The sequence below is a fragment of the Serratia inhibens genome, assembly GCF_003591175.1.
In the GTDB taxonomy this organism is placed as follows: domain Bacteria; phylum Pseudomonadota; class Gammaproteobacteria; order Enterobacterales; family Enterobacteriaceae; genus Serratia; species Serratia inhibens.
On sequence record NZ_QYYG01000001.1, the window covers coordinates 808,291 to 819,855 of the forward strand.

General features: G+C 57.2%; 14 protein-coding genes. 10 read left to right on the forward strand and 4 right to left on the reverse strand.

The features are described from left to right. Positions 1-29 precede the first annotated feature (29 nt). The 8 genes from rsmF (at position 30) to D4100_RS03845 (ending at position 7,946) form a co-directional block, all read left to right on the forward strand. Entirely contained in the window at positions 30-1,466 is a 1,437-nt protein-coding gene (gene rsmF / locus D4100_RS03810; RefSeq protein ID WP_119803143.1) for a 16S rRNA (cytosine(1407)-C(5))-methyltransferase RsmF, read from the forward strand. Between the two features lie 273 nt (positions 1,467-1,739). Then, positions 1,740-2,279 (forward strand): Csu type fimbrial protein, encoded by a 540-nt coding sequence (locus D4100_RS03815; RefSeq protein WP_119803145.1) that lies wholly within the window; start codon positions 1,740-1,742, stop codon positions 2,277-2,279. A gap of 2 nt (positions 2,280-2,281) precedes the next feature. Beyond that, positions 2,282-2,785: a Csu type fimbrial protein gene (locus D4100_RS03820; RefSeq protein ID WP_006320336.1), complete on the forward strand. Its 504-nt coding sequence runs from the start codon at positions 2,282-2,284 to the stop codon at positions 2,783-2,785. Positions 2,786-2,790: 5 nt separating this feature from the next. Further along, the gene (locus D4100_RS03825) at positions 2,791-3,339 is read left to right on the forward strand and encodes a Csu type fimbrial protein (protein WP_119803147.1); all 549 of its coding nucleotides are present in this window, start codon (positions 2,791-2,793) and stop codon (positions 3,337-3,339) included. Positions 3,340-3,362: 23 nt separating this feature from the next. After that, complete coding sequence (locus D4100_RS03830) at positions 3,363-4,127, forward strand: fimbrial biogenesis chaperone (RefSeq protein ID WP_119803149.1); 765 nt, start codon at positions 3,363-3,365, stop codon at positions 4,125-4,127. 145 nt (positions 4,128-4,272) lie between these two features. Further along, a complete protein-coding gene (locus tag D4100_RS03835) occupies positions 4,273-6,618 on the forward strand; it encodes a fimbria/pilus outer membrane usher protein (protein WP_006320339.1) in 2,346 nt (781 codons plus the stop codon). An 18-nt stretch (positions 6,619-6,636) separates the two neighbouring features. Further along, positions 6,637-7,569 (forward strand): Csu type fimbrial protein, encoded by a 933-nt coding sequence (locus D4100_RS03840; protein ID WP_043912809.1) that lies wholly within the window; start codon positions 6,637-6,639, stop codon positions 7,567-7,569. Between the two features lie 137 nt (positions 7,570-7,706). Next, the gene (locus D4100_RS03845) at positions 7,707-7,946 is read left to right on the forward strand and encodes a YebV family protein (RefSeq protein ID WP_004943489.1); all 240 of its coding nucleotides are present in this window, start codon (positions 7,707-7,709) and stop codon (positions 7,944-7,946) included. A 54-nt stretch (positions 7,947-8,000) separates the two neighbouring features. On the opposite strand, the gene D4100_RS03850 is transcribed toward D4100_RS03845, so the two are convergent. Beyond that, positions 8,001-8,603, reverse strand: coding sequence for a C39 family peptidase (locus tag D4100_RS03850; protein ID WP_006320341.1), 603 nt, complete (start codon positions 8,601-8,603; stop codon positions 8,001-8,003). Between the two features lies 1 nt (position 8,604). After that, positions 8,605-8,997 (reverse strand): ASCH domain-containing protein, encoded by a 393-nt coding sequence (locus tag D4100_RS03855; RefSeq protein ID WP_006320343.1) that lies wholly within the window; start codon positions 8,995-8,997, stop codon positions 8,605-8,607. Positions 8,998-9,327: 330 nt separating this feature from the next. Here D4100_RS03855 and yniD point away from each other — a divergent pair, with 330 nt between their 5' ends. Continuing rightward, positions 9,328-9,435, forward strand: a complete 108-nt coding sequence (gene yniD / locus D4100_RS25880) for a small membrane protein YniD (protein WP_006320348.1) — start codon at positions 9,328-9,330, stop codon at positions 9,433-9,435. Between the two features lie 30 nt (positions 9,436-9,465). Here yniD and D4100_RS25730 read toward each other — a convergent pair whose 3' ends face one another. Then, entirely contained in the window at positions 9,466-9,630 is a 165-nt protein-coding gene (locus D4100_RS25730) for a hypothetical protein (protein ID WP_199685644.1), read from the reverse strand. Between the two features lie 168 nt (positions 9,631-9,798). Between D4100_RS25730 and D4100_RS03860 the strand changes: the two genes are divergently transcribed. Next, positions 9,799-10,008: a hypothetical protein gene (locus D4100_RS03860; protein ID WP_004943477.1), complete on the forward strand. Its 210-nt coding sequence runs from the start codon at positions 9,799-9,801 to the stop codon at positions 10,006-10,008. Between the two features lie 207 nt (positions 10,009-10,215). Here the strand turns inward: D4100_RS03860 and D4100_RS03865 are convergent, their stop codons facing one another. Further along, complete coding sequence (locus D4100_RS03865; protein WP_119803151.1) at positions 10,216-11,559, reverse strand: 2-hydroxycarboxylate transporter family protein; 1,344 nt, start codon at positions 11,557-11,559, stop codon at positions 10,216-10,218. Between the last annotated feature and the right edge of the window lie 6 nt (positions 11,560-11,565).

An 11,565-nucleotide genomic window follows, 5' to 3' on the forward strand; every position in this document is an offset into this window, starting at 1 on the left:
ATTTTGATTGCTGCCAGAGAGCTTACCCCGTGGCCAAACCTGCCTCCGTTATTTTGCCTCCCGCTTTTCTCGACGCGACGCGCGCCGTCATGCCCGCCGAACTGTCGATGGACGATTTTATAGCCGCTTGCCAGCGCCCGCTGCGCCGCAGCCTGCGGGTGAATACGTTGAAGATCAGCGTCGCCGACTTTCAGGCGCTGGTGCAAGGTTATGACTGGCGGCTGGAACCTGTTCCCTGGTGTGCGGAAGGCTTTTGGATCGAGCGTGAGGATGAAGAGTTGCGGCTCGGCAGCGCGGCGGAGCACCTGAGCGGCCTGTTTTACATTCAGGAAGCCAGTTCGATGCTGCCGGTCAGCGCCCTGTTCGCCGATCGCGAAAAACCGCGTCGGGTACTGGACGTCGCCGCGGCACCGGGTTCCAAAACCACCCAGATTGCGGCGCTGATGAACAATCAGGGCGGTATCGTGGCCAACGAATACTCCGCCAGCCGGGTCAAAGTCCTTCACGCCAACATCAGCCGCTGCGGCGTGAAAAACGTGGCGCTGACCCACTTTGACGGCCGGGTGTTCGGCGCGGCGCTGCCGGAAAGCTTCGATGCCATTTTGCTCGACGCCCCCTGTTCCGGCGAAGGCGTGGTGCGCAAAGATCCGGACGCCATGAGCAACTGGTCACCGGAAAGCGTTACCGCCATTGCCGCAACCCAGCGCGAACTGATCGACAGCGCTTTCCATGCTCTGGCCCCCGGCGGCGTCATGGTCTACTCCACCTGCACGCTCAACGCGCAGGAAAATCAGCAAATCGTCAACGGCCTGCTGGCGGCGTATGGCGATGCGGTGAGCATTGAACCGCTGGGTGAGCTGTTCCCCGGCGCGGAAAAGGCGCTAACCGCCGAAGGCTTCCTGCACGTCTTCCCGCAGATCTACGACAGCGAGGGTTTTTTCGTGGCGCGGCTGCGCAAGAACCATTCCGTTACCCCGCTGCCGAAACCGAGCTACAAACTGGGTAAATTCCCGTTCACCCCACTTTCCGGCAAGGATTCGGCCGTGATCAGCCAGGCCGCTGCGGCTTCCGGTCTCGCCTGGGATGAAACCAGCCGGCTGTGGGCGCGCGATAAAGAGATCTGGCTGTTCCCGGCAGAACTGGAAGCGCTGGTCAGCAAAATACGTTTCTCACGCATCGGGGTGAAGCTGGCCGAGAGTTTCCCTAAAGGATACCGCTGGCAGCATGAAGCCGTCATCGCGCTGGCCACCGCCGACGGCAAGCAGCGTTTCGAGTTGGATGCCGCGCTGGCGCAAGAGTGGTATCACGGCCGCGATCTGTATCCGGAAGCCCCGCCGCAGAGTGATGAATGCATCCTGACCTACCAACAGCAGCCGCTGGGTATCGCCAAACGTATCGGCAGCCGGATTAAAAACAATCTGCCGCGCGAACTGGTCCGCGACGGTACACTGGATTTCCATCAATAATTTATCAGTTGGCCGGAAAAATCCGGCCAATTAACACCGCTAATAATATTCCTAACAGGAAGTATTACCCTTCTAATAATTCTACATTCACGCTTTCGCGCTTCCCAGACGGCGAAATATTGATATCTTTCAAAATAAAGAAACTTTTTAGCCCCCCACCAAGACAATTCCGAGTTCTTATCCTATTAATTAACCTATAAAGATATTAATACGTTCGGCCCCCTTTCTCGGATGGGCTTTCACGATTCTCTCTGGCACAGCAAGGAATAAAACATGAAAAAAACACTGGTGGCATTGGCCTCGGTAGCAACCCTGCTGTGCGCAAACGGCACAGCCAACGCAGCGGGTACCATTCAGGGTAACCTGGGGGTGACGTTAACCATTGGCGCAGGTTGCGTTGTGGGGGGCGGAAACAGCAGCGGCTCAGCCAATGATTTTGGCTCCATCAGCTTTGGCACCTACTCCTCGCTTTCAAATATTATCGACGCCAGCGCAACCGGCTCCGGCGGCGCCGGCACGCTGTCGCTGACCTGCACTGACGGTACCGACTATACCGTCGCGTTGGACAACGGGCTGCACGTAACCACCGGCAGCCAGCGCCGCATGGCCAGCACCGCCGGTGCCTTTATCAATTACAACCTCTACCAGGATCAAGCCCGCGCTACCGCCTGGGGCAGCGGTGCCAACGCCCTGACCGGCACCGGCACCGGTGTGGCGACTCCTCTGATTGTCTACGGCCGTGTCCCGGCTGCGGGCAGCACTCCGGCGGCCGATACCTATAACGATACCGTGACGATGACGGTAACCTGGTAAGGGTGCGGCAGGCGGTTTTCGGTTGCGGATTACTGGCGTTAAGTCTGGCGGTTTATGCCGATAGCAAAACCGCCAATATTGGCGTCAGCGCCACTCTGCTGAATGCGTGCGAAGCCGGTAGCAGCTCGGGGGGCAACGTCAGCTTCGGCTCGCTGAACTTTGGCACGGTGTATTTTCTCACTACCGCCGTCAGCGTAGCCGGGCAACAAAATGCCGGTGCCATCCGCGTAAAATGCAACAACGGTACCAGCTACAACGTGCTGCTCGGCGGTGGACAAAGCGGCAACACCGCCGCCCGCTACCTGCAAAGCGCAGCCAACCAACGGGTAAACTACAACCTGTACACCAACAGCGCCCATAACGTCATTTGGGATAACCTGACCGGGGTCTCGCAAACCGCTAACGGCCAGGATAACTGGTTGCCGGTGTATGGCATGATCCCGGTGCAATCCACCCCGCCGGTCGGCAGCTACACCGATACCGTACAGGTGACCATCAATTGGTAACGGCAATGCGAATTTCAGCCTGCGGGCTGCTGCTTTGGATGACGATGCCCCCGGCAATCGGCGATACCGGTATTAACGATTTGCAAAAGAGCACGCCTCTTACCGTCAATGCGACGGTAGTGAAAGGCTGCGTTTTGGGCAGCGGCAACAGCGATGTCACCACCTTCGGCACCCTCAACTTTGGTCAGATATCTTCGTTGGCCAGCAATATCAATATCGTATCCAGCGCCGGGGCCGGTTCAGTGCTGTTGCGCTGCAACCCGGGTCTGAGCGTCACGCTGGCGCTCGGCGTCGGCAACAACGTCACCGGCTCCATCTCCGCAGGGCGCAAACTGAAAAATACCCTGACCACGGAGACGCTGCTTTATCAACTCTACCAGGATAACAACTACTCCACGCTGTGGGGCGATGGCGGCAACGGCGGCAGCGCGCAGGTGATCGCCGCCACCGGCAGTACCCAGGAAATCAAGGTTTATGCCCGTTTGTTTTCGGCCAGTACCCTGCCCAGCAGTGGCACTTACAACGATACGGTCTTACTGACGGTAACTTATTAAGTATTTTGAATAAGGATTGTGCTATGCGTATTCCCTTCTCCCTGCCGTTGACGGCAGCGCTGCTGCTTGTCGGCCAACAACAGGCGCTGGCGGCAGCGTCGATTCTGATTTGGCCCATCGATCCGGTGATTGAAGATCAACAGCCTGCAACGGCGCTGTGGTTGGAAAACCGCGACACTAAACCTGTCTATATGCAGATACGGGTGCTGGGCTGGAAGCAAACCGACGGCAAAGACGATTACGGCAACCAGAATGAGGTGCTCGCCAGCCCGCCGGTCGCATCGATAGCGCCGGGCAAGCGCCAACTGATCCGGCTGATTAAGCAGACCCCGCCGCCCGCCGGCCAGGAACGTGCCTACCGCGTTCTGATTGATGAAGTGCCGGTAAAAGAAAACGACAGCTCATCCACGCCTGCCGGCGCCCAGATGGGGCTGAAATTCCAGATGCGTTATTCCGTACCGCTGTTTCTCAGCGGCCAGGGTATCTGGACCAAGCCGGATGCTGAAAAGCCGCGCGACTACGCCACCGCCAGCCAACCGCAACTCAGCTACCGGCTATTGCAGCAAAGCAGCCAACGCTGGCTGGAAGTGCGTAATCAGGGCATTGTGCACGCGCGCATCTCCAAAGTGACGTTACAGGGGAAAACGCTCAATGCCGGGTTGATGGGCTACGTGTTGCCCGGCTCGCAAATGCGCTTTGCCGTGCCGCCTTCGGGCAGTTTCAGCAGCGGTACGCTGCAGGCGACGGTCAATGACACTAAGCAACCGATAACCTTGCCGTCTTACTGAGTTCCACGTGCGGTTAACAGGGAAGCCGTCACCCAGCGGCAACGGATTCGCGCTGAAACCGTTAGCCTTAGTCTGTGCAGTAGCCACGCCGTGGCTACCCTGCGCGCACGCCGATGATTTGCCGCCACCGCCCAGCGCCATCAGCATGCCGGATACCACCTTGTATCTGGAACCGGTGGTCAACGGCCGCCAGACCGGCAAAGTGGTACCGGTGGACTACCGTGGCGGCCACTATTACCTCACGCCGCAGCAATTGATCGACGCCGGCTTGCCGGTGGCGGACAAACAGACAAAAGAAATTGCGGTCGACCTGTTGAAACAGGTGAATGTCACTTACAGCGGCGAAACCCAGCAGTTGCTGATCGACATCCCCAACGACTGGCTGCCCAAACAAAAATTCAACGCGCAGAATCCGCTGGATCGTCTGCCGGCGCAAAGCAGCCTCGGCCTGCTGTTCAATTACGACGTTTACGCCAGCCAAAGCAACGCCAACGGCCAGCCGGGCTACCTTTCCGCCTGGAGCGAACAGCGGCTGTTTGACGGTTTTGGCGTGGTATCTAACACCGGCATCTTCCGTGGCAGCTTTAACGGATCCGCCGGCGATAGCCAGGAGAGCCGTTATATTCGCTATGACAGCCAGTGGCGTTACACTGATGATGAGCGCCTGCTCAGCTATACCGCCGGCGATCTCACCACAGGTTCACTGCCCTGGAGCAGTGCCGTGCGCATTGGCGGCGTTCAACTGGCGCGTAACTTTACCGCTCGCCCCGATCTGATCACCTACCCGCTGCCACAATTTTCCGGCCAGGCGGCGGTGCCCAGCAGTGTCGATCTGTATATCAACAGTTATAAAAACAGCACCACCAACGTCAATCCTGGCCCCTTTACCCTGGATACGGTGCCCTACATCAACGGCGCCGGCGAAGCCAGGGTGGTCACCACCGACGCGCTGGGCCGCCAGGTCAGCACCCTGGTGCCGTTTTATGTCGCCAGCAACCTGTTGCAGGCCGGCATGAGCGACTTTAGCCTGTCCACCGGTGCCCTGCGCCGAAATTATGGCTTGAATTCAGCCGATTATGGCCAGTGGGTCGCCAGCGGCAGCGGGCGTTACGGCGTCACAGATTGGTTAACGATGGAAGCTCGCGCCGAAGCCGCGGCGGAACTGGCGGTGGCTGGCACAGGCGCCGATATCAAACTCGGCCAGTGGGGCGTGTTCAACGCGTCGTACAGCTACAGCCAGGCCGGCGACAGCGCGTTTAACGATTATCAACCTTCGCCGCAGATAAACTATTACGATCCGCTGACCGGCAAACCACTGCCGCAGCCCGATCCGCAAAGGGTCTACCAATACACCAGCAACCGGGGCGATCAAAGCAGCTTCGGCTACACCTACAGCAACCGGTATTTCAGCCTCAACGCCCAGCGCATCCTGCGCAGTGCAGGCTTTGGCGATATTTCGGTTTATAAGAGCGACTACCGCCTGAGCCGCCGTACCGATCAACTCACCGGCAGCCTCGGCCTTGGCCGCGCCGGCAGCATTGGCGCCGGCTATTTCGACGTACGTGACGCCATCGGCACGCGCACCCGGCTGGTCAACTTCTCTTACAGTCTGTCGTTATGGCGCAATATGAGCCTGTATGCCTCGGTAAACCGGGAGATCGGCAGCAGCGGTTACAGCACTCAGTTACAGCTCTCCATTCCCTTCGACAGTTGGGGCACCGCCAGCGTCAGCGCCTCCCGCGACAACGACAACCGCTGGAGCGAACGCGTCAGCTACAGCCGTGCCGCGCCGACCGACGGCGGCCTGGGCTGGAACCTGGCCTACGCGGATGGACAAAGCGGCAGCAGCTACCGCCAGGCCGACATGATCTGGCGCACCCGCCTGCTCGAGACCCGCGCCGGGATGTACGGCAACGGCGACGACTATACCCGCTGGGGCGAAGTAAGCGGCTCGCTGGTCATGATGAAAGGCGATCTGTACGCCACCAACACCATCAACGACGCCTTCGCGCTGGTCTCGACTCAGGGCTACCCGGACATTCCGGTGCGCTATGAAAATCAGTTGATTGGTGTGACCAACGCCAAAGGCTATCTGCTGGTGCCGACCGTGACCTCGTATTACCACGCCAAATTCCAAATCGATCCGCTCAATCTGCCTGCGGACGTTGCCATTCCTACCGTCGAGAAAACCGTGGCGATCCGCGATCACAGCGGTTTCCTGGTCGATTTTCCGGTTCAGCCGATCGCCGCCGCCGACGTCAAACTGGTCGATACCCAAGGCAAGCCGCTGGCCAACGGCAGTGAAGTGGCGGTTATCGGCGGCAGTCAGCGCAGTTATGTGGGCTGGGACGGTATGGCCTATCTGGATCCGGTGCAGCAGCACAACCGGTTGAGCGTTATCCCCGCAGACGGCAGCGCACCTTGCCAGGCGCAGTTCAGCCTGACAAAAACGCAGGGCATCCAGAGCATCGGGCCGATCGTTTGCCAGTAACCCATTATGGAGAAAAATATGATTCGGGGATTCAAAGCGATATTACTGACGCTGATGCTGCTGGCAAGCCGGCAAGCGCTGGCTGACTGCGCCACCACCAATGGCAGCGTGACGCTGCCGGGCGGCAGCTCTTTCAGCGTCTACAACGGCCCGACCAGCGCCCAGGGCACCGCCGGGTTGAACTGCACCGGCCTCGGCCTGTCGTTGCTTTCGCAAAACACCGTCACGGTGAAAATCACCTCAACCACCCACAATATGGCGATAGCCAACACCGACGGTTCCGGCGATCAAATCCCTTACCTGATTTACCCCGATTCGAATTACCAATACGCGTATAGCGTCGGGCAAACCATCGATTACAGCTCATTGAACCTGCTGTCGCTGATCCTCATCTCCTCCAACGTCAATTTCCCGCTGTATGTCAGGACCACCGCCGGGGCTAACGTGCGCTCCGGCACCTATACCGATACCGTTAACCTGACCTGGAACTACCACATCTGCGGCCTGGGCGTGCTCGGCTTGTGCCTCTGGTGGGATGGCGTCAACAAGCTCAGTACCGTGACCATTACCGCCGTGATAACCAAAGACTGCCTGCTGGGCACCGCGCAAAACGTCAATTTTGGCAGCATGGCGCTGGTGGGGCAGTTCAATCCGGTGAACCAGAGCATCACCCTCACCTGTACCAAAACCGAGGGTTACAACACCTATTTTACCAATGGCAATAACCCGGTCACCGGCTGGCGGCAAATGAAAAACGGCACCAGCAATTTTATGCAGTATCAAATTTACCTGCCCAACACCACCACCGTCTGGGACAGCACCAACAAGCAAAGCGGTGCCGGAACCGGGCTGGCGCAAAGTATTCCTTATCTGGCGGTGATTAACGCTGCGCAAACCGAAAGGCCGGTCGGTACCTACCAGGATAATCTCAGCTTTGTCGTGGAATATTAGCTCCATGCGCTAGTCGCTGGCGTTGATTGTTGCCAGTTTGTATTTTTTATGTGGCATTTTTTGCTCATTTAGCTATGCTCAAAGAGATGGCCTTAACTGGTCATACCTCATACCAGCAGATCGAGCAAGGAGTTCCAATGGGCAAAACCGTGGTAAAAATAGGCAGTTTTGAGGTTGATGATGCGCATTTGTCCTCCTCGTCCGAGCAGGCCAGCACGCTGACCATTCCCTGCAAGTCGGATCCCGACTTGTGCATGCAATTAGACGGATGGGATGAACACACCAGCATTCCAGCGACGCTGGATGGCAAGCATTCGCTGCTGTTTAAGCAGCATTACGATCGGCAATCCGATGCCTGGGTGATGCGGCTGGCATGAACAACGATGAACTGAAAAACGCGCCGTGAGTCCCAGGAAACACGGCGCGTTTTTTTATGTGATGGCGATACCGCGACCGGCGAAGAAACGGCCAAAACGGCTCAGCGGCAGCGTCACCTGTTGGCGCGTGGCTTGGCTGTCGCCAGAAGGATTGTGAAAGGTCACGTTCTCGGCCTCAACGGCGGTGACCAGCACCAGATGGCCGCCCCGCTGCGGCGGTGTCTGATCGGGCTGACGAATGCCCGGGTGGACCGAGGCCATGAAATAACGCCGCTGCGCCAGCAATTGCGGCAATGCCTCCGCGTCGAGACCGACCCGCACCTCGGCGTCCAACGCAAACTGCTCACGCACATAGTCAACAAAAGGCGCGTAGATCAACCCTTTGATGTTTTCACCCTCATGGACATAAGCACCGTACGGCAGGCTACGACGCGCCAGTTCCAACACCGGCGGCGCATCGCCGTCACGGTGGCTCAGTACCATTTTCAGGCAGGCCATACCGCAAACGTGATTGGCCCAGGCGATATATTCCGCCCGATCGCGCGCCCCGCTGCGCGCCCAGTTGGCGTCATCTGCCAAGGTCGCACGCCCGGCAATCAGATCGGCCGCCAGTTCGGGCGTCGCCCATTGGCAAACGTAGGGGACCGCAGTCGTCAAATCAGAAAGTCTCAATCACTTTGAAATTCATCAGCACCAGCGTCATATCCGGCGAGAACAACTCATACTCTTCAAAGAAACTCTGCAGCTCTTTACGCCAGTACGCCAGTGAACGATCGCCTTCCCCTTCGGCATAGGCATGCGCTTCGTCAACCTGATCGTAGGTTTTCATCTCCACCGAGGTCAGCTCTACCGCACAGACCGGAACATTTTTACCGTCAACGACCACAAACACGTCGCCGGCCAGCGGAATGCCTTCCCCGTCGAGGTTGGAGCAGGTGGCGGTCTTGGTGCCATTGAGGATCAGCTTGACCACATCATCAGCCTGCTGCTCGGTGTTGCCGAACGCCCAACGCTCGGTGTTCTCATATTTCTTCGGAATTGCCTCTGACATTGCCTTACCTTATTAAATGAATCATTGTGCAGACAGAATAGTACAACGTATTCCCCGCCGCCTGCACCTGCCGAATTCGCCGCGCTGCGGCACAAACCCACACCATTTACAGGTTTTTTACGGTAAATCTCTGTGCCTGCATCAGGGCAACAGGCATACTGTGATCGATATTCACACCATGGCTCAAGGCCAGGCGGTAAAATGAAAAATGACGACAAAGATCCCGATGACACCTTCAGTGACTTATTAAAAGTCATTGCGCTGGTCGTGATTGCTCTCTTTGTTATCGGCGGCTGGTACTTCAGCTGATCAGTAGAACAGGAGATCACCTTGGCCACCAAACGCATGCGCAGCAAGCACTGGAAGATGTTTTTGATTCTGTTGCTGATCTGTCTCGCCCTGTTGTTATTGCGCTGGGCGGCAATCGTCTTCGGTTAACGCCGGCCCGGTCAAACCCCGATGCCGGTTTCAGTTATGCCGTTCGCCCGGCGTTTTAGCCACCGGCTCCAGCAACTCCCGCAAATAGGCTATTCGCGCTTCCCCCTGCGGCAACCACAGGCGGCATAACCGATTTTGCACTTCTGCCCGCCGGCTCAGGCGATAATATTCCGCCAGTTGATCGACCAGTTTCATCACGCACCCTCCAGATATTCGACAGGGTCAGTATTGGGCGAAAAAACCAGAAGAAACACTGATGCCTTATTTTTTATGCTTCCGGTTTTAACGTTGTGCGACCGGTGCAGTGGCGAACCCCGGGACCAACTGCTACATTGACCAAAAATCACCCAGCCGAGGTAAACGATGATGTTCTCGGAGCAGGAGATAAAACCCGTGTGGGATGAGGTCGCCCGATTGATTGGTGACAGCGTGATGCAACTGCGCCATCGCGGCGAGGTGTTATCGGTGGAAACGCTGGCGAAGCACCTGGCGCGGCAGTTGGCTGAAAGCAACGATATCGAACGCCGGATCCTGATCGGTGCGGCGATCAACATGCTGAAAGATGGAAAGTGAATCGCCAACCGGAATGGTTGGCGATTCGGCAGAAGCCCGAGGTATGCAAGCCCGGCCTTCTGAGCGCTACTATGTCAGGCTGACACGATGAAATTAATAGGAATTATCGCGTTTTTACCAAAAAACACTATTTTTGTTGCTCTGGCCCATCGACAGCAAAATAAAAAACCGGTGGGTTCCCCCGGTTTTCCATCATGAATTTTGCGCTCAGACCAACCAACCCAGCAATAATGTCGCGCCAATCACGGTAGAGGCGCCGCCAATGCGCGTGGCAATTTGCGCGAACGGCATCAGCCCCATGCGGTTGGAGGCAGAGAGGATCGCCACGTCGCCGGTACCGCCCAGCCCGCTGTGGCAGCAGGTAACGATCGCCGCTTCAATCGGGTACATTTTCAGGTAAGGCGCAATCAGGAAGCTCACCACGCCCATCGACAACACCACCGAACCGCAGACCACCACATACCCCACCGAGAACACCGCCACCACGCTTTCCAGCGGCACATACAACATACCCAGGCCAATCATCAACGGCCACACCAGAGCGGTAGAAACGAACTTGTAAAAACTGTGCGCACCGGTTTCCATCGAGACCGGGATCACCCGGCAATATTTGCACAGTACGGCAAACAAAATCATCAGCACCGGGCCGGGAATATGCACTATATGTTCAAACAGGCCGCCGACGATAAAGAAAGCGCAGATCACCAGCAGCCCACCGCCCATCAGTTGGAAATCGACATTACCGTTGGTTTCCTTGATGGCGAACACTGCGTTTTCCTGCGCCGAACGGATCAGCATGCCGTCACCGCTCAGAGCCTTGCGCTGCAAGCCGATACGCGCCAACACCCCGGCCGCGACGATAGCGAAGATATTGCCCAGTACCGCCGCCGGCGCCAGTTGCGCCACGTAGACGTCCGGTGTCGATCCTAAAATGGCGGAATACGCCAGCGACAGCGGCAAAATACCTTCACCTATGCCGCCACCGATGATCGGCACGATGATAAAAAAGAAGGTGTGATAGAAGGTAAAGCCAAACAGCTTGCCCACCAGCAACCCGGTGACCACCGCCGTCACCGTCCCGACCACCAAAGGCACGAACATGCGGATCATGCCCTGGATCAGAATTACCCGGTTCATGCCGAGTATGCTGCCCACCACCAGGCTGGCGATAACGAAGTACAACAGATTAGCTTCTTTCATCAGCAGATGAACGGTGCCCATCACGTTGGGCTGGAAGACGTTGAAGTAAACCAGAACCGAAGGCACCATCAGACACAAAATGGCCGGGCCGCCAATATCCCGCAATACGGGAATACTTTTACCTAAATGCGCCAGCGCGAAACCCAGCGTCATAATCACCGCCAGGCCGCCGATCATATTCTTTGGCAAGAAGTTGGCATAGGCCGACACGGTTACAATGGCGCAAATAGTGATAAACAACGCGACCGGAACCGCGCCGATATCCATTTGTCGAATTTGGTTAATTAATCCTGATGAATCAGGTAGCGACGTATTTTTCTCACAGGCAATTTCTGCATTTATCTGTTTCATTATTCA

Bases quoted from the DNA above. Each gene is read 5' to 3' on its own strand.
- D4100_RS03815 (WP_119803145.1), top strand. From the start codon at position 1,740: ATGAAAAAAACACTGGTGGCATTGGCCTCGGTAGCAACCCTGCTGTGC.
- D4100_RS03855 (WP_006320343.1), bottom strand. From the start codon at position 8,997: ATGTCAGAGGCAATTCCGAAGAAATATGAGAACACCGAGCGTTGGGCG.
- D4100_RS03825 (WP_119803147.1), top strand. From the start codon at position 2,791: ATGCGAATTTCAGCCTGCGGGCTGCTGCTTTGGATGACGATGCCCCCG.
- D4100_RS25730 (WP_199685644.1), bottom strand. From the start codon at position 9,630: ATGAAACTGGTCGATCAACTGGCGGAATATTATCGCCTGAGCCGGCGG.
- D4100_RS03840 (WP_043912809.1), top strand. From the start codon at position 6,637: ATGATTCGGGGATTCAAAGCGATATTACTGACGCTGATGCTGCTGGCA.
- D4100_RS03835 (WP_006320339.1), top strand. From the start codon at position 4,273: ATGCCGGATACCACCTTGTATCTGGAACCGGTGGTCAACGGCCGCCAG.
- D4100_RS03830 (WP_119803149.1), top strand. From the start codon at position 3,363: ATGCGTATTCCCTTCTCCCTGCCGTTGACGGCAGCGCTGCTGCTTGTC.
- D4100_RS03845 (WP_004943489.1), top strand. From the start codon at position 7,707: ATGGGCAAAACCGTGGTAAAAATAGGCAGTTTTGAGGTTGATGATGCG.
- D4100_RS03860 (WP_004943477.1), top strand. From the start codon at position 9,799: ATGATGTTCTCGGAGCAGGAGATAAAACCCGTGTGGGATGAGGTCGCC.
- D4100_RS03865 (WP_119803151.1), bottom strand. From the start codon at position 11,559: ATGAAACAGATAAATGCAGAAATTGCCTGTGAGAAAAATACGTCGCTA.